The 17,930-nt window shown below is 53.3% G+C and carries 15 protein-coding genes; 5 read left to right on the top strand and 10 right to left on the bottom strand.

Going from position 1 to position 17,930, the window contains the following annotated elements; genetic code table 11:
* Positions 1 to 44: 44 nt before the first annotated feature.
* Complete coding sequence (locus ACZ6J2_RS03670) at positions 45 to 1,661, top strand: peptide ABC transporter substrate-binding protein (protein ID WP_471724836.1); 1,617 nt, start codon at positions 45 to 47, stop codon at positions 1,659 to 1,661.
* 91 nt (positions 1,662 to 1,752) lie between these two features.
* Here the strand turns inward: ACZ6J2_RS03670 and ACZ6J2_RS03665 are convergent, their stop codons facing one another.
* The 4 genes from ACZ6J2_RS03665 to ACZ6J2_RS03650 form a co-directional block, all read right to left on the bottom strand.
* Positions 1,753 to 2,316: a DJ-1/PfpI family protein gene (locus ACZ6J2_RS03665; RefSeq protein WP_045889288.1), complete on the bottom strand. Its 564-nt coding sequence runs from the start codon at positions 2,314 to 2,316 to the stop codon at positions 1,753 to 1,755.
* Positions 2,317 to 2,532: 216 nt separating this feature from the next.
* On the bottom strand, positions 2,533 to 2,673 hold the full coding sequence (locus ACZ6J2_RS03660) for an Ecr family regulatory small membrane protein (protein WP_021240268.1): 141 nt from the start codon (positions 2,671 to 2,673) through the stop codon (positions 2,533 to 2,535).
* 74 nt (positions 2,674 to 2,747) lie between these two features.
* Positions 2,748 to 3,980: a sensor domain-containing diguanylate cyclase gene (locus ACZ6J2_RS03655; RefSeq protein ID WP_471724834.1), complete on the bottom strand. Its 1,233-nt coding sequence runs from the start codon at positions 3,978 to 3,980 to the stop codon at positions 2,748 to 2,750.
* A 92-nt stretch (positions 3,981 to 4,072) separates the two neighbouring features.
* Positions 4,073 to 6,202, bottom strand: coding sequence for a putative bifunctional diguanylate cyclase/phosphodiesterase (locus ACZ6J2_RS03650; RefSeq protein ID WP_471724832.1), 2,130 nt, complete (start codon positions 6,200 to 6,202; stop codon positions 4,073 to 4,075).
* A 456-nt stretch (positions 6,203 to 6,658) separates the two neighbouring features.
* Between ACZ6J2_RS03650 and ACZ6J2_RS03645 the strand changes: the two genes are divergently transcribed.
* From ACZ6J2_RS03645 to dbpA, 4 genes are all read left to right on the top strand, one after another.
* Positions 6,659 to 7,801: a methyl-accepting chemotaxis protein gene (locus tag ACZ6J2_RS03645; RefSeq protein ID WP_471725067.1), complete on the top strand. Its 1,143-nt coding sequence runs from the start codon at positions 6,659 to 6,661 to the stop codon at positions 7,799 to 7,801.
* A gap of 154 nt (positions 7,802 to 7,955) precedes the next feature.
* The gene (zntB, locus tag ACZ6J2_RS03640; RefSeq protein WP_023312017.1) at positions 7,956 to 8,939 is read left to right on the top strand and encodes a zinc transporter ZntB; all 984 of its coding nucleotides are present in this window, start codon (positions 7,956 to 7,958) and stop codon (positions 8,937 to 8,939) included.
* A 274-nt stretch (positions 8,940 to 9,213) separates the two neighbouring features.
* Entirely contained in the window at positions 9,214 to 9,396 is a 183-nt protein-coding gene (gene ynaL / locus ACZ6J2_RS03635; protein ID WP_471725065.1) for a proline-rich small protein YnaL, read from the top strand.
* A gap of 27 nt (positions 9,397 to 9,423) precedes the next feature.
* Entirely contained in the window at positions 9,424 to 10,797 is a 1,374-nt protein-coding gene (dbpA, locus tag ACZ6J2_RS03630; protein ID WP_471724830.1) for an ATP-dependent RNA helicase DbpA, read from the top strand.
* Positions 10,798 to 10,839: 42 nt separating this feature from the next.
* Here dbpA and ttcA read toward each other — a convergent pair whose 3' ends face one another.
* From ttcA to ACZ6J2_RS03600, 6 genes are all read right to left on the bottom strand, one after another.
* The gene (gene ttcA / locus ACZ6J2_RS03625) at positions 10,840 to 11,775 is read right to left on the bottom strand and encodes a tRNA 2-thiocytidine(32) synthetase TtcA (RefSeq protein WP_023312015.1); all 936 of its coding nucleotides are present in this window, start codon (positions 11,773 to 11,775) and stop codon (positions 10,840 to 10,842) included.
* A 49-nt stretch (positions 11,776 to 11,824) separates the two neighbouring features.
* On the bottom strand, positions 11,825 to 13,063 hold the full coding sequence (locus ACZ6J2_RS03620) for a site-specific integrase (RefSeq protein ID WP_063149584.1): 1,239 nt from the start codon (positions 13,061 to 13,063) through the stop codon (positions 11,825 to 11,827).
* A 1-nt stretch (position 13,064) separates the two neighbouring features.
* Positions 13,065 to 13,277, bottom strand: a complete 213-nt coding sequence (xisR, locus tag ACZ6J2_RS03615) for an excisionase family protein (RefSeq protein ID WP_014884030.1) — start codon at positions 13,275 to 13,277, stop codon at positions 13,065 to 13,067.
* A gap of 64 nt (positions 13,278 to 13,341) precedes the next feature.
* Positions 13,342 to 13,584 carry a DUF4060 family protein gene (locus ACZ6J2_RS03610; RefSeq protein ID WP_126328689.1) on the bottom strand — a complete coding sequence of 81 codons (243 nt, stop codon included), beginning with the start codon at positions 13,582 to 13,584 and terminating at the stop codon, positions 13,342 to 13,344.
* Between the two features lie 38 nt (positions 13,585 to 13,622).
* On the bottom strand, positions 13,623 to 14,708 hold the full coding sequence (locus ACZ6J2_RS03605) for a RecT family recombinase (protein ID WP_049138228.1): 1,086 nt from the start codon (positions 14,706 to 14,708) through the stop codon (positions 13,623 to 13,625).
* Between the two features lie 9 nt (positions 14,709 to 14,717).
* On the bottom strand, positions 14,718 to 17,855 hold the full coding sequence (locus tag ACZ6J2_RS03600; RefSeq protein ID WP_471724827.1) for a RecE family exodeoxyribonuclease: 3,138 nt from the start codon (positions 17,853 to 17,855) through the stop codon (positions 14,718 to 14,720).
* Positions 17,856 to 17,930 lie beyond the last annotated feature (75 nt).

Raw genomic sequence — 17,930 nt, 5'->3', positions numbered from 1 at the left:
AATTACGCATCTGCTTGTTACCTGCATTTTTTAAAGGGGATCTTATGAAGCATCCTGTTTCGCGTCTTTGCGCTGCACTGTACCTGTGCGGACTCTCTACACTCTCGTACGCTGCTGATGTGCCCCAGGGCACGGTACTGGCGCAAAAACAGGAGCTGGTCAGGCATATTAAAGACGAGCCGGCTTCGCTCGATCCGGCAAAAGCGGTGGGATTACCCGAGATTCAGGTGATTCGCGATCTTTTCGAAGGGCTGGTAAATCAGAACGAGAAAGGGGAGCTGACCCCCGGCGTGGCGACGCGCTGGCAGAGCAACGATAACCGTATCTGGACGTTCACCCTGCGCGATAACGCGAAATGGTCTGACGGTACGCCCGTTACCGCGCAGGATTTTGTCTACAGCTGGCAGCGTCTGGTTGACCCGAAAATCACGTCTCCGTTTGCCTGGTTTGCGGCACTGGCGGGCATCAACAACGCGCAGGCCATTATTGATGGCAAAGCGGCGCCAGATACCCTGGGCGTGACGGCGGTGGATGCCAGAACCTTACGCGTCCAGCTGGACAAACCGCTCCCGTGGTTTAGCAACCTGACGGCGAACTTTGCCTTCTATCCGGTGCAAAAAGCGAACGTTGAAAGCGGCAAAGAGTGGACGCGTCCGGGTGCTCTGGTGGGTAACGGCGCGTACGTTCTGAACGACCGCGTGGTGAATGAAAAACTGGTTGTCGTGCCGAATACGCACTACTGGGACAACGCGAAAACTGTCCTGCAAAAAGTGACCTTCATTCCGATTAATCAGGAATCGTCCGCCACTAAGCGTTATCTGGCGGGGGATATTGATATCACCGAATCATTCCCGAAAAACATGTATCAGAAGCTCCTGAAGGACATTCCGGGACAGGTGTATACGCCGCCTCAGCTCGGGACCTATTACTACGCATTTAACACGCAAAAGGGTCCTACGGCCGATGCCCGGGTGCGTCTTGCGCTGAGCATGACTATCGATCGCCGCATTATGGCAGAAAAGGTATTAGGTACAGGCGAGAAGCCGGCCTGGCATTTCACCCCTGACGTGACGGCGGGGTTCACCCCTGAACCTTCACCGTTCGAGCAGATGTCCCAGCAGGAGCTGAACGCTCAGGCGAAAACGTTGCTCCAGGCCGCAGGTTACGGCCCGCAGCGTCCGCTGAAGTTGACCCTGCTGTACAACACCTCGGAAAACCATCAGAAAATCGCCATTGCGGTGGCGTCCATGTGGAAGAAAAATCTCGGTGTGGACGTCAAACTGCAAAACCAGGAGTGGAAAACCTATATCGACAGCCGTAATACCGGCAATTTTGATGTGATCCGCGCGTCATGGGTAGGCGATTACAATGAGCCCTCGACCTTCCTGTCCCTGCTGACCTCCACCCACAGCGGCAATATCTCGCGTTTCAATGAGCCGGCCTACGATAAAATTATCCACCAGGCGACGCTGGAAACCACGGCGAAAGCGCGTAATACCGACTACAACATGGCGGAGAAAATCCTTATGGAGAAAGCGCCCATCGCGCCCATTTACCAGTACACCAATGGTCGCCTGATTAAGCCCTGGGTGAAAGGCTACCCCATCAATAACCCGGAAGACGTGGCGTATAGCCGGACGATGTATATCGAGAAGCACTGATGTTTTATGAGACCTGGCGCATTACTCGCGCCAGGTCTGCAAAACGCTGTACCGCTTCATTCGCTATGCGTGGCCCGATACCTGGTCTCTGTTATTCTAACAGCGCATTAAACTTCGCCAGCCACTGCGGATGCGCGGGCCAGGCGGGAGCCGTCACCAGGTTACCGTCTACATGGGCCTGATCGATGCCGATAGCGGCGTAGTGTCCGCCGCTGAGACGGACTTCAGGCGCGCAGGCCGGGTAGGCGCTACAGGTTCGTCCTTTCAGAATCCCCGCGGCAGCAAGCAGCTGTGGTCCGTGGCACACCGCGGCAATCGGCTTACGCGCGGCGTCAAATGCCTGTACCAGCTTTAAGACGTCCTCATTTAGCCGCAGATACTCGGGGGCTCTCCCGCCGGGGATGAGCAGCGCGTCGTAGTCCTGCTCCTTTACGGTTGAAAAATCGGCGTTGAGGGTAAAGCGGTGACCGGGCTTTTCGCTGTAGGTCTGGGCGCCGTCAAAGTCATGGATTGCCGTCATGATGTAGTCGCCTTTCGGTTTGTCGGGGCAGACCGCATCCACCTGATGACCAATCATCTGCAACGCCTGAAAAGGCACCATGGTTTCGTAATCTTCGGCGTAATCGCCAACCAGCATCAGGATCTTCTTGCTCATCTTCCTCACCTCTATCAATAAAGATGATTAAGATATAGCCTGGCGTGGCTGAATTGCCGGAAATAAAAAAGCCCGTCAGAGCACGGGCAACATAAGCAAATGAATAAGTGATTCGTTATCAACGTTGTTGGAGGATAACGCCGCGTATTTTACGCGGCTGTAAGGGAAGCAGATACCTGACATATTCGGTAGGTGAAACAAGCGATTAAACGTGCGTTACGGTGCGTCAAAGGTCGGGTAAAGGCTATTTTCAAGAAACTCAACGAGATACCAGATCTCACCGCTAAATATAAACCAGAAGCCAAATATAATAAGGAGTAAAATAATTAAGGTGAGTATTATTTCTGTTTTTCCCATTGCGGCTTTTACCCACCTGAAGCTAATTGATTCGAGGTGGGCATTGTAGCGGGGCTTTTCCGGATACTCCAGTTTCATGCCGCAAGCACTTTATTGCGTCCGTCATTTTTAGCGCGATACAGCGCATCGTCCACACGCTTAAACAGCTCGTCAATACTCTCTCCCTGATTGTGCCGCGCCACGCCGATGCTGACGGTAAACCGCGGCAGGCCCGGGATCGTAATGCGGGCAACGGCTGCGCGGACTGACTCGGCAATCTGCATCGCGGTGTCGAGAGAGGTGCGAGGCAGCAGGATAACGAACTCTTCGCCTCCCCAGCGGAAGACCATATCGCCCTCCCGACTACAGGCTTCCAGCGTCCGGGAAAGGGCGATAAGTACCTCATCGCCTTTCAGATGGCCGAACAGGTCATTAATGTTTTTGAAATGGTCGGTATCCACCAGCAGCAGGCTAAATTGCTGCTGCGCGGGAAGTTTATTCAGATTGCTTTGATCGGTAATTGCGTAGAACTGGCGCCGGTTGAGTAATCCCGTCATGGAGTCACGTAACGCCGCATGTTCCAGCTCCTGCTCCAGCCTTTTTTGCTCGGTGATATCGTGGATGATGCACAGCATCAGCTTGTCACCGTAGATCTCAATGGGCCCGGCATACGTCTGAACGTGGCGGGTGGATCCATCGGCAAGACGGTGAACAAAATTGAGCGGCTTATGACCGCCGGGCAGCGCGGCAATCGCAGTCATAATGGGCATCACATCTCGCCCCAGGGTATTGATTTCCCAGGTATGCTTACTGCACATGTCATCGTGTGAATAACCATAAAAATTGAGTGCGGCCAGATTCGCATCGACGATTTGGCCGTCGCGGGCCGGATCGATTAGCAGCATCGGGGCGCTGTTGGTCAGAAAAAAGCGCGCATAAAAACCCTGTTTTTTCCGCCGGTAGGTAGCGGAACGGCTGGCCTTCAATCCTGAGAGTATATGTTGGGAGATGCCCTCGAAAACAATCACATCTCCCCAGGGCGCGTAGTGGGCAAGCGAGAGGCGACAGCTTAACGGCGTATCCTGTCCATCCCGGCTCGTTGTCCAGATTTCGACGATCTCCTGCTCTGTTTTCAGTTCAGATACATACATCGACAGGACGGTTTGCGCACTGGCAGAGTAGATCCCTTTGCGCAGGTCATCGAGCGTTTTATCCCCCATGATCTGCGCTGCGGCCACATTCGCAAAAATGATCTTTTCCGACACGGGTGAAACGAGCCACACGGGTGTTTTAATTACATTTAACGCATCAAAACAAGGTTGCGACATAGGCGTTTCCTGTTCATCGACAACATGTGCCTGACAATCATGACAGAATTGACTCGCGTGTACTCCCTTGAAACATACTCCACTTAACCCCGTCAGGCATGATTTTTTTGAGAAATAAATGCGGGGTCCGTTTGAATTTTATTAATGGGTATAATCTGTTTGTCTGAATTTATCTGCAGCAGTAGCCACGGTACCTGTTCGGCAGGTAAGGGCCGGGAGAAAAGGTAACCCTGCAGGTAATCGCAGCCGAGACGGGTGAGAACCGCCTGCTGTTCTTCCGTCTCGATCCCTTCTGCCACCACATTCATCTCCATGGTCCGGGCAATACTGATAATGGTTTCAACCAGCTTGTAGCTTTTTTCATTTTCCAGCATCGACGTGACAAAGCTTCTGTCGATCTTAAGTTCTTTTGCCGGAAGCACGCTCAGCATCAGCAGGTTGGAATAGCCCGTCCCAAAATCATCAATCGAGACGACGATCCCCGCGTGATTAAACGCATTGAGCAACTCAATGCTGCGGTCGAGATTTTTAAGCGCGGTGCTTTCCGTTACCTCCAGGATCAGCCGGGACGGAGACAGGCTATATTTTTCCAGCATCGACGAGACGATCTGGAAAATGTCCGGCTGTTCAAACTGGATGGGGGATAGGTTGAGCGACAGCGTCCACTGGCTGAAACCTTGCTCTGTCCAGAAATGAAGCTGTCGGCATGCTGCTTCAATGGCCCAGTTACCTACCGGAATAATTAAGCCCGTTTGCTCCAGCGAGGGGATAAACAGATTAGGCAGCACAACCCCTTGCTCAGGATGCCGCCAGCGCAGAAGGGCTTCAAAACCGTGAATGGTTTTCTCTCCCGCATGCCAGGTTGGCTGGTACCACAGTTCAAACTGATCGCGCTCAAGCGCCTGAGAAAGCTCCTGCAGGAAACCGGGTTTCGCCGGGATCGCTGTTGACATCTCGGCCCGGTAAATCGCCCAGCCGTTACGGCCATCTTCCTTGACGCGATGTAGGGCTGCATCCGCCTTGAGCTTCAGCTCGTGCAGCGTTTCGCCGTCCTGAGGATAGAGGCTGACGCCCGCGCTGATCGTCGTGCTTAACGTGTGCCCGCAGACAGACAGAGGGCGTCGCACATCCTCGAGCAACGCGGTGACCAGGGCGTTGAGCCTGTCGTCGTCACATTCCGGCACCAGCAGGATAAAGGCGTCGCCTCCCAGCCTTGCCAGGGTCATCTCACGCGTGAGCCGGGCCGTGATGCGCTGCGCGACCGCGATCAATAGCTCATCACCGACGCTGTGACCCCACGTATCGTTAACGCGTTTGAAGTGATCGACATCCAGGAAAATAACCGCAAAGGGCTTCTTGCTCAGCAGCGCGCTGCGCAGACAATCCTGCATGCGGAGATCCATCTGGTGGCGGTTTGCGAGCCCGGTGAGCGCGTCAAAACGCGCCTGTAGTTCAAGCTGGCGGTTGAGCTGATGCAGATTATCCGTTAGCCGGCTGGTGCGCCGGTGGGAATCGATAAGTGAGATGATTAACATCACGCCGAGCAGGCAGAGCGTGGTGACCGAAACCCAGATGGATAACCCCAGCTCGCCGATCCCGCCCGGGAGGGTATGCGCCATTTCCTGAAACTGCGCGGCACTCATGCCGGTATAGTGCATCGCACAAATGGCGGCACCCATGACGAAGGCCGCGAGAATGCGATTGATAAAGACGCCTTTGTGTTTATCCCGCAGGCGGAAAGCCAGCCACAGCGCCGTGCCGGAGGCAACAACCGCAATAACCACGGACAACCCCACGAGGCTGCGATCCCAGATGATGCTGCCATCCAGCATCAGGGCCGCCATACCGATGTAGTGCATCGACACCACGCCAGCGCTCAGGATTGCCGTGGCAAAGATCAGTCGAAAGGGAGAAAGTTTTTTGCCCGCGACGGCAATATTAAGTGCCGTAGCCGATGCGACCACCGCGACGCCCAGTGACGCAAGGGTTAACCAGAGGTCGTAGCTCATCATCATGGGCATTTGCATCGACAGCATGCCGATAAAGTGCATTGACCAAATGCCAATGCCCAGCGTAACTCCACCGGCAATGCGCCAGAACAGGGCAGCCTTTCGGCTAGAGAGGGGGATCTTTCCGGCGCTGTCCAGCGCCACAAAGGAGGCGATAAACGCCACCAGATAAGAGATAGCGATTAACACAGGGTCCCACGATATATTGAGCATTATGCAATCCCACGCCTGAGAGGGTTACCGATTTCGCCTGCCGGGTACATCTTTATTGGGCAACGAACATGCGCATTCAAACCATATTAGTTATTTATCGTGAAAAATGACCAGTCATATTAATACTCTAAAACTTATTAAGAATATAAAATATATTCTCTGGTTAATATATTAAGCGTTGCTAAACAAGAACGAATAACAGTAGCAAAGCTCCTTAAATATGAAGGCGATCGTGTCGTCTCACCGCGGGCGATACTATAGCTTAAGATGGCGGGAAACCAGTATCACAGCATGCTGAGCAGAACATTTTCACTAATACGCTTTTTTTATCTGACTTAAGACAAATCTCAGGATGCTAACGGCGAAACAAAAAACAAGCGTTGTTTGCGATGAAAAACTTCCGGGCCAATGCTATAAGTCTAAGTGCCGACCAAAATATAAAACGTGGGTATTATCATGCTAAAAAATATTAGTGTCAGGACCTTTATTATCGGGTTCCTTTTCTCTCTTTTTTTGGTAAGTGCAGGTGTCGTTGTTCTATTTTCCAGCAATATGTCTCTCTTTATTTCTCTTAATGTCATCAATTTCGTTGCGCTATTTTTGCTCTGGGTCTATATGACGAAGTATCTTGTGACGCCGATCAATACGGTGAAGAGAAGTATTGAAGAGGTGACCGCAGGCAACCTTGGCGTATCTATCCCTGAATTTGGCAATAACTGCGCGGGCCGACTCATCCCCGGCATAAACAGCCTTTCCGGCAATATTGCGACGCTGGTGCGTGAGATCAGGGCGTCATCGCAAACCGCCATGACCTTATCGGACCAACTTTCGGCACGTAGCGCTCAGCTATCGGTGAAAACCGAGCAGCAGTCAGCGTCTTTGGTGCAAACCGCAGCCAGCATGGAGCAAATGGCCGCGAGCACCAAAAACAATGCCGATAACACTCGCCTGGCGAGCGAGCAGGCAAATGTGGCGACGTTACAGGCGCGCAAGGGCGGCGAGCTCATGGGGCAGGTCGCCAGCAATATGCAGTCCATTACCGAATGCGCGCAGCAGATGACGGAGATTATTTCGCTCATTGACGGCATTGCGTTCCAGACGAATATCCTGGCGCTCAACGCGGCCGTTGAGGCGGCAAGGGCGGGCGATCATGGCAAGGGGTTTTCTGTGGTCGCGGAAGAGGTAAGAAACCTGGCACACCGCAGCGCAGAGGCCGCGAAGAATATCAAAACGCTGATTGAAGTCACCAGCAGTAACGTTACGCAGGGAGCCAGCGTTGTGTCACAGGCAGAGAAAAACATGCATGAAATCGTGACGGGGTCGGGGAATGTCAGCCGCTTAATGGACGACATTTCCGCGTCAACCTCAGAGCAGGAGAAAGGCATTTCTCAGATTACCCTGGCGCTATCGGAGCTGGAGCGGGTTACGCAAAGTAACGTGGCAATGGCAGAGGAACTCAACGGTTCGTCTGATGTACTGCGTAATCAGGTGATTGAGCTGCAGACCCGAACGCGTAATTTCAGGCTCGATCGGTCATCCTTGTCCTCATCACCTGGCGGCTCGCCATCCTTCCTGCAGCGGCCCGAGCACTCGCTCTGACAGCACCTCAAAGCCTGGCATGCCAGGCTTTTTTTACGCCTCTGCCTGGTATGTACAATTCCTGAGCGATTTCAGCGCGATGGGATACATAGTTGTTGCTTAACACCTGATGAAAGCTAGACTGACACCGAAGAGCTAAAAAGGTGGAGGCGCTGTGGAAAGCATTAAAGGATCGGAACTTAACGTTCCAGACGCAGTTTTTGCGTGGGTGCTGGACGGTCGCGGCGGTGCGCGACCGCTGGAAGATAATGATGCGATCGATAGTGCGCATCCCTGCTGGCTACATCTGAACTACACCCATCCGGACAGCGCTGACTGGCTGGCCTCGACTCCGCTCTTGCCCAATAACGTGCGCGATGCTCTGGCGGGTGAAAGCCTGCGGCCCCGCGTGAGTCGAATGGGTGACGGGACGCTAATCACCCTGCGCTGCATTAACGGCAGTACGGATGAACGCCCGGATCAGCTCGTTGCGATGCGTGTCTACATGGACGATGGGCTCATTGTGTCGACCCGGCAGCGAAAAGTTCTGGCTCTGGATGACATCGTCAACGATCTGAAAGAAGGCACCGGGCCGGTCGACTGCGGCAGCTGGCTGGTGGACGTCTGTGACGCCCTAACCGATCATGCGAGCGAGTTTATTGAAGAGCTGCACGATAAAATCATCGACCTGGAAGATAACCTGCTCGATCAGCAGATCCCGCCGCGCGGTTTTCTCGCCCTGTTGCGTAAGCAGTTGATTGTGATGCGCCGCTACATGACCCCGCAGCGCGACGTTTACGCGCGTCTTGCGAGCGAAAGGCTCGCCTGGATGAATGACGATCAGCGGCGCAGAATGCAGGATATTGCCGACAGGCTGGGGCGCGGGCTGGACGAGATTGATTCCTGTATTGCCAGAACGGCGGTGATGGCGGACGAAATCGCGCAGGTGATGCAGGAGTCTCTGGCGAGAAGAACCTATACGATGTCCCTGATGGCGATGGTGTTTTTACCCAGCACGTTTCTTACCGGGCTGTTTGGCGTGAACCTGGGGGGAATTCCGGGTGGCGCTTATCGCTACGGCTTTACCGCGTTTTGCGTGATGTTAGTTGTTTTGATTGGTGGTGTTGCATGGTGGTTGCATCGTAGTAAATGGCTGTAAATTTACGCTTTTTTTCAGCTTTCAACGGGATCAAAACGCTCTTTTAATTGAGCGAAGTCAATAAACATCTACCCCGTAAGGTGCAATATTAGTCCCGCAGGTGAATGCAACGTCAAGCGATGGGCGTTGCGCTCCATATTGTCTTACTTCCTTTTTTGAATTACTGCATAGCACAATTGATTCGTACGACGCCGACTTCATAGTCGGCTTTTTTTTGCCTCCTGATTCTCAGCGTCTACCCTAAAAGGGACGAAAGCAAATTCTGGAGGGAATGATGAGCATCCTGAACGCTCTGCTACTGCAACAATCGCGTCAATCCGATCCTATCCCCAGCGATCCGGTGCCAATGCCCGATCCCATTCCGCGCCCGCAGCCGATGCCCGACCCGCCGCCAGATGAAGAACCGATTAAATTGTCGCATCAAACCGCGAGATCTGCGAGGATACGCGCCATCTGACCGCAAAGATGACCACGAGAGACTACTGTGACCGCTTTTTCTACCCTGAATGTTCTGCCCGCCGCCCAGCTCGATAACCTCAACGAGTTGGGTTACCTCACGATGACGCCTGTTCAGGCGGCCGCGTTGCCCGCCATTCTTGAGGGCCGTGACGTGCGCGTGCAGGCGAAAACGGGCAGCGGGAAAACGGCGGCATTTGGCCTTGGCCTGTTGCAGCATATCGATGCGGCGCTTTTTCAGACCCAGTCTCTGGTGCTGTGCCCGACCCGCGAACTGGCAGACCAGGTCGCGGGTGAACTGCGTCGCCTGGCGCGTTTCCTGCCAAACACCAAGATTTTAACCCTCTGTGGCGGACAGCCGTTCGGCGCGCAGCGTGATTCACTTCAGCATGCGCCGCACATTATCGTCGCCACCCCCGGCCGCCTGCTGGATCACCTGCAAAAAGGCACCGTCTCGCTGGATGCGTTACAAACGCTGGTGATGGACGAGGCAGACAGGATGCTGGATATGGGCTTCAGCGATGCGATTGACGAGGTGATCCGTTTCGCCCCGGCCGATCGTCAGACGCTGCTGTTCTCCGCGACCTGGCCGGAGGCCATCGCCGCCATCAGCGGGCGCGTGCAGAAAAATCCGCTCACCATTGAAATCGACAGCGTAGATGCGCTGCCTGCTATCGAGCAGCAGTTCTTTGAAACCTCGCAGCAGGGGAAAATTTCGCTACTGCAGAAACTGCTGAGCCAGCATCAGCCTGCGTCCTGCGTGGTGTTCTGTAATACCAAAAAAGACTGTCAGTCGGTCTGTGACGCCCTGAATGCCGCCGGTCAGAGCGCATTGTCTCTGCATGGCGATCTGGAACAGCGCGATCGCGATCAGACGCTGGTCCGCTTCGCTAACGGCAGCGCCCGCGTTCTTGTCGCAACCGACGTCGCTGCGCGCGGTCTGGACATTAAATCTCTTGAGCTGGTGGTTAACTTTGAGCTGGCGTGGGACCCTGAAGTGCACGTGCACCGTATTGGTCGTACCGCGCGCGCGGGAAACAGCGGTCTGGCGATCAGCTTCTGCGCACCGGAAGAGGCGCAGCGCGCCAATATTCTCTCTGAGATGCTGCAGATTAAGCTGAACTGGATGAATGCACCGGCCAGCGTCAGCCTTGTGCCGCTGGAGGCTGAAATGGCGACGCTGTGCATTGATGGCGGTAAAAAAGCCAAGATGCGTCCAGGTGACGTATTAGGGGCGCTGACCGGGGATGTGGGTCTGGACGGGGCGGATATCGGCAAGATTACGGTCCATCCGGCGCATGTCTACGTAGCGGTTCGCCAGGCGGTTGCCCATAAGGCATGGAAGCAGCTGCAAAACGGGAAAATTAAGGGCAAAACCTGTCGCGTACGTCTGCTGAAATAAAGAATGAAGCGTCTCAGAAGATGTTTCTGAGACGCTAATCGCTTACTTCACTTCAAGCACGTTCAGACGCAGCTCTTCAAACTGATTGTCATCTTCTTCCGGCTGCCAGCCCGCTGGTTGCATCGGAATATCTTCCCGATCAAACGCCAGGTCCCCGCCGTTCACAACTTCTGACTCGTGGTTGATGCCTTTAAAGTCGAATAGCTCCACATCCGCGAGATGGGAAGGGACGACGTTTTGCATCGCGCTGAACATGGTTTCGATACGCCCCGGATAACGCTTATCCCAGTCGCGCAGCATGTCGCCAATTACCTGACGCTGCAGGTTCGGCTGAGAGCCGCACAGGTTACATGGAATGATCGGGAAACCTTTAGCCTGAGAAAAACGCTCAATGTCTTTTTCGCGGCAGTAGGCGAGAGGGCGGATCACAATGTGCTTGCCGTCATCGCTCATCAGCTTAGGCGGCATGCCTTTCATCTTGCCGCCGTAGAACATATTGAGGAACAGCGTTTGCAGGATATCGTCGCGGTGATGGCCCAGCGCAATTTTGGTCGCGCCCAGCTCCGTCGCGGTACGATACAGAATGCCGCGGCGCAGACGAGAGCAGAGTGAGCAGGTGGTTTTCCCTTCCGGGATTTTCTCTTTCACAATGCCGTAGGTATTTTCTTCGACGATTTTGTACTCAACGCCCAGCTTCTCGAGGTATTCCGGCAGAATATGCTCCGGGAAGCCCGGCTGTTTCTGGTCAAGGTTGACCGCCACCAGGGAAAATTTCACCGGTGCGCTTTGCTGAAGATTACGCAGGATCTCCAGCATGGTATAGCTGTCTTTACCCCCTGACAGGCAGACCATGATGCGGTCACCTTCTTCAATCATGTTGAAGTCTGCAATGGCTTCGCCCACGTTACGGCGCAGTCGCTTTTGCAGTTTATTCAGGTTGTATTGCTCTTTTTTGTTAATTTCTTGATTTTCTTGCATTTATTACTACCTTCGGAGCCAATAGGGGCATAATAGGGGCAAAAATTTTTCAGCGTGCCAGCTTATCGTTAAGCATCAGCACCTGTTCGCCATTCATTTCTTCAATCCACGCACCGTAGACTTCATAAACCATTTGCGCGTTTTCATGCCCCATCTGGCTGGCTATGAAAGACGGGTTAGCGCCGGCAGATAAAAGCCAGCAGGCAAAAGTATGCCGCGTATGGTACGGATTCCGGCGGCGAATACCAGCACGTTTTACAGCTGCGTTAAATCTGGAGCCGATACTCGATAAAGAGTAGTAGGCCTTCTGTATGCCCTTGCGCATCCTGGGCATGAAAACAAACCGCAGGTTCTGATATTCCATCGCACCATACTCTCGGTGATGAAACACAATCTCGGTTTTGGGCTGTAACGAAGTCAGCGTTCGCTGTGCCTTCAAGGCCTCTAGTGCTGGCTCTAATAGCGTGATAACTCGATCACCTGCATCGGTTTTGGGTGGGACGAACATTCCTAGCGCATTAAGGTTACGCTGTATATGAGCCGTACCTTTTTCCCAGTCGATATCTTCCCAGGCAAGAGCTGCAAGCTCTCCATGACGGACACCAGTATAAACTGCGAACGTCCACATATTGAGGCTTTGGCCACGCTCCGATTCCGCAAGCAAACTAAACTCCTGCTTCGTTAAAGGATCCGGTTTTACTTTCCCTTTGTGTAGTTTCTTGATCCCTTCAAAGGGTTTGCCACTGATAAAGCCAGATTTGTGTGCAAACCGAAGAAGGGAGCACAGAAGCGATATATAGTTGTTCACGGTACGCACAGTGCGTCCCTGTTTGTTACTTCTGGGATTTGCCAGGTAAAGTGTCTCACCGTTCAACAGCTCCTTTCTGTATTTAAGAATGTCGCTGTGGCGTATAGTTGAAACAGGCGTATCTCCGTTAATGATGTGCATTAACGTACCGAGTTGTGAGCGCGTCTTACGCATGGTATTCGCGCTAATTTCGGTTTCTTTAATGCTCGTCCACAGTTCGCACAGCTCTGAAAAGGTTTGAACTGAAACAGTGGTTACGGTTTTTTTTGCTCTGGACGATGAAGGAAAGCGCTGGTGGTAATCAAACTCTCCAAGGTTGATCTCACTAACGATCACAGCCCGAAGATTCCCCGCTTTTTTGATGTTCGCCGGGGTGTTAATCCAACCTTTGAGGATTTCTCGGCAACGCTTTCCCCGGTACATAAACCAGATACAAATCTTATTGTTTCTGATTTCGACACCTGTAGGCAAAGCTGCCATCTTACGCATCCCTTATTAACTGATTAATTCTCGGATAGTTGTACCAGGTTGTGCCACGCAAGGTTTTTTCTCCGGAAGGAGAAACCCGTTTAAAATGGACACCTTCCACCCAACAGCCCTGGCGATACTTCTCAATCTGTCGTTCGGTCAGGCCTGTTTTTTCTGTGAGTCTTGCGCCAACAACCCATTCTTCGTTAAAAATTACCTGCGACATAGTTCACCTCAGGTAACCGGCATGAGTATAGATATGCCGGTCTGTAGTCGTTGATATTTCAGTTTCAGTTTGCCTGGCCGGGCAGGGAGCGCAGTCGGCGCATGCCGGTCATTGCTGTGGCCACGTAGCTTGCCTTGCAGTTGACCACTTCAACCCAGACCTTCACGCCTTCCACTTTCACCGTATAGGTCTCTTTCATATTGCTGCGCCCATAGTCACCATATCTTTGCTGGTGGGCTGCGAGTGCGATTTCACATGCCTGGCGAGCCAAAGGGGATTGCTTACTGCCTCGATTAATCAGTCGCATTTCTTCTCCTTGAGGGAGGGTTTCCCCTCCCGATCTCGTTAGTCCACGTATTCCGGTTTCATATCCGCCAGAGTGATGCTGAACTGACCATGCAATTCATCGCCCAGATGACGTTTAGACGACGCAAGAACGCGCTCTACCTCTGCGAACCGCGCAGCTGCATCGGGTTCATCTGAAGGTGGCAAGGAATTGATGGCTGCTTCGACTTTGTTCCGTGCATCAACCAGGTAATAACGCTTCACGGCCTTGTTTTTCAGCTCAGTGAACAGGGCAGAACCCAGCGTTGCTTTCACGGTTTCAATATCTGCGCGCAGAGCTTTAGCGCTATCCACATCCTGAGCCGCCTCGATGCGGTCGCGGAAATCATCAGCTAGAGCATCGATGTTTTGTGCCGATTCATGAGCCGTTTGAGTAGTAGTGACGTTGTCACCTGAAATATCAGCGAGGCTAACGTGCTGCGCTGGTGCGGGGTTTACCTCTCGTTCTTCACGGCGATCATCGAGCTCATCCGGGGTGTAAACGCCCAGAATTACATCCGGGCAGAACAGTCTCGCCCAGCGTTTGACGGCCAAGTACGCCAGCTGCTGGCGAGGGTCGTCAGCCCATAGGGTAGAGTTTCGGGTTCTGGCCTGAGCCAGCAGTAAATCGAGTTCTCTCGGTTTATCCTCGCCTTTCAGGGTTGCGCTGATAATGATGCCAATCCCGGCTTCGTCAGCGAGGGTCCAGCCCGGGACGCGGTACTCGCCTTTATCGCTTTTACGGATGTGGAATTTTCCAACGACCTTTTCCCATGGCCCAAACCACTCATATTCAAAACGACTGGCCAGCACGCCGCTGCGTGAAATTACGGCATTAACCAGCTGCGCTTCATACCCGAGCACACCGTTAATCAGGTGCGTTTTCTGCGCTACGGCAAAGGGATTCATCTGCCACTGTGCCGCTTGCATCGCGACAGCCATGCAGTCGGCCTGATTGCCCTGCAGATGCTTAGGAACTGTAGCGGTGCCCTGCGCCATGATCTGCGCAAACGTGCTGATTGCATTCAGATACTGGGAATCAAACAGAGCCACATTAGAGTTAATAACGGTGTTCTGGTCAGCAACGGTAACGTTTGTGTTATGCATAAATCCCCCTTAAGCCTGAGCGCGCAGCGCTTCGAGGCGGCGCAGGTCGAAGTCGTTCAGTTCATCGGTGTAATCGGTAGTGATCGGCGCTGGCCATTCGCCCGTGTCGAAACCTGTGGCAATGGCGCGCATCGTTTTGCGGTACTCGAGCATGCCCAGTTCCAGCAGTTCGGTGGATGCCTCAATGATGGCGATCCAGTGGTAGTTCTCGTCTTTGTTGACGAAAATCCAGAAGAACTGGTCCAGCGCCGCGGTCTCGCAATACATAGCCGCACTGAGGTGGTAGTCCCGGTCAATTATTTCCCGGTGCAGTCTGGCGCGTAGGCTTTCTTGCTTCACATTCCACATGCTGATGGTTTTCAGGTCAGCACCGATGCGCACGCCGTCCAGTTCAATCTCGAGGTCAGGGCGTACACGCACTTCTAAACCTGTTTCGTCGTCAAAACCGAAGTAGCTCACTTCAACGGCGCGGCTTGGATGTGTCAGCAGCATGCCGGCGGTCGGGTGCGCCAGGAGTGCAGACTGAATTGCACGCGCTGTGGCCAGCTGCTGGCGGGTAACCAGAATCTTTTCGCCAGGGTTGTCGCGCCAGGCATCCAGTAGTTCGTCGGCGAATATGGCATCGGGCTTAACTGATTTAACTGCCTGGATCATGTCTGCTTTGGTACCGGACACTTTCAGCGGTGTCGGTTTCTGCGCTTCCTGCGCCACCAGATCTGGATTGATGATCGCTAATTGCTCGAGTAGCGCATCACGGCTGCCGCTGGTTTTAACCGGCAGGGGCAGAGTCGCGTTGTACTCTTTAATGCATGCCTTCATTGCTGTTGCTGTCTGCTTCTGGCCTTCTTCAATACGCTGGTACTCAGCAGGGAGAGCCATATAGCTTTGAGCCGTTTCTTCCAGGCTGGCGCCAAGCGGCACTGGAGCGGGAAGGGACACGTTATGTTCTTCAAGTAACGCTTTAATCTCGTCAGCGCTTAGCAGCGCCGGCAGACTGGCGTTGTACGCATCGATGAACTCACGCAGAGTTGCGGTGGTCGTAAACGCACCTTCAGGGATCGCAGGTTCTATGCTGAACTCTGCTTCGAGGTTCTCCGGCTGCAGTGCAAGGGCATGCACCAGATTTCCCATATCCAGCACTTTAGATGCTGTGCGCGGGATAGTTTTAGCCACATGGCGTGCGTTGAAGTACATCAGGCTGACGCGGGCATCTTTCACCTGGGTTGAGCTAATACCGTTTGCTGCGTGATAAACGTCATTCGGAAGGCCTTCGTAGCGGCCAGGCTCGAAATAAGCCGGGTACTCAATTACCGGTTCTGCTTGCTGTTCTTCCAACGTTACGGAATCTGTCTGCGAATTAGCTGCATCAGTGCTTTCGCTCGGTGGTACCGAACCAACATCTTCGTCTTTCTCTGGCTTAGCCGTTTCCATCTGCACATCGCTGGTGGTCTCCGTTGCGTTTTCCGTTTTTTCGACTTCATTTGAGGTGGTGTTGATGACCGGATCGGTATTTCCACCCATAAGACCATCGATGGAGAACATGCCGCTGCCGAGATTTGCAACCTTCGGTTGTTCAACTTGGGCTACGGTCTCAGCTGCCGCTGCAGACAACGGCAGTAACTCCACAGCAGAGTTAAACTCAGCCGTTATGGTTTTATTCACAAACTCAAGATGAGCCGCTGGCGTGTGGTGGATGTTTTCTGGCGCGATGCGGATCAGATTGAAGATTGCCGCACGGTTCACCGCCAGTATGCCTGGTTGATTGCGTAAGATTGCGCTCCATGACTTCCATGGTTCTTCTTTCTTAGCCACGATTTCTTTGGCGCGTCGTAACACGCTTGAGGGGATTTCAAAGTGATGGAAATCCATAGGCAGTAGGGCGCATGCGATCTCAAGATCGAGGGTGTCCAGAGTGTGATGCGCGCCTTCGCCGCGATCCGTTACATAGCCACCGTCTGCATTGGTCCCAGAATCAGTGCGCTTAACATTACTGATGCGATTACCGGTAGCCCATTCGCGAACGAGAATGCCTCGATCGATATAATCAGTCACCGCCCAGATTCTGGTGAATTGGAGAACCAAAGCGAGTTCGTGACGCTTCTCCTGGCTGAACACCTTGCGAATGGCGTCGGTGTAGCGCCACAGGTCTTTGGTATCGTAACCCTTAACCTCTTCGCAGTTTTCTGCCGCCAGCAGCAGGTTCTGGACATAGCTGTTGTCAGTATCCATTTCCAGCGCGCTGATACTTTCGTATTCTTCGCGGGTTAAGTGGTGGCGCAGTTCGTCGGCGGTGAACTGGGCGAGTAGCTGCTTGCGGAAGGGCATACGAACGACTGGATAACGAGTGGTTTCGTCATCATTCTCGTCAATCTGAATACCGTTTTCAGGTTCTGGAACCTGAACGGCTGTAACATCGGTGTCGCTGGTGCTTTCTGATTTGAGAAGAGAAAGCTTTCCGCTTCTCCACTCTTCAATTAACTGATTGCGATCGCTGACATCTGCTCTCGCCCAGTCAGCCATGAATGCAGCGATAACTTCAGCTTCGTGCGTTTCATCTTGCGCGAAGACCTGCTTTATCGCCTGAACGAGTTTCCACTCAGCGTTCAGGCTGAGTTCGGCAATTTCAGGGATGTCGTTCTTCGCCAGCAGCAGGTTCTGGAGATAGGTGTTGCCTTCATCCAGTGACATTTCGCTGGCAGCCAGCTGCTGCTCTTTAGTGATGTGTGACAGGTATTTGTCGCTGGTCAGATGGACGGCAAAACGGACCGCTGGAGTGCGGTTTTCAAGCGGGACACTTTCGACGGTAGTTTCGACATTAACGGTCGTCTCCGGTGCGGCAGTGCTGTCCACGTCACCAGTCGACTCAGCACCAGCCTTTGGCAGCCAGGTGCGTCCATCGTCCTGCAGTTCGTAGCGTTTGCACCAGGTGTAATCCACGGTGCTTTCTTCAGGCAGATCGTTGTAAACAGGGAAATCGGTGCGAACCGGTTTTGAGTAATCCTTACCGCGGCCGGTTTCAATACCTGCATCTTCCAGCTCGACATCGAGCTGCAGGTTGGCACGGGCTTCTGATTTAGCAGTGAACCAAATCACTGCGTCTTCTTTGCCAGATTTCTGCGTAGCCTTCACTACATAGAAAAATTCCATGTGAGATCCTCTTTTTTGGATGTAAGATCCCCGGGCCAGAGATAGCGCCCATTGGGTGAACTTTGGTTTTTTAAG

The organism is Enterobacter sp. E14S (assembly GCF_055666685.1).
The sequence above is the reverse complement of the archived record's forward strand: the minus strand, read 5'-3'. Positions and strand labels throughout refer to the sequence as shown.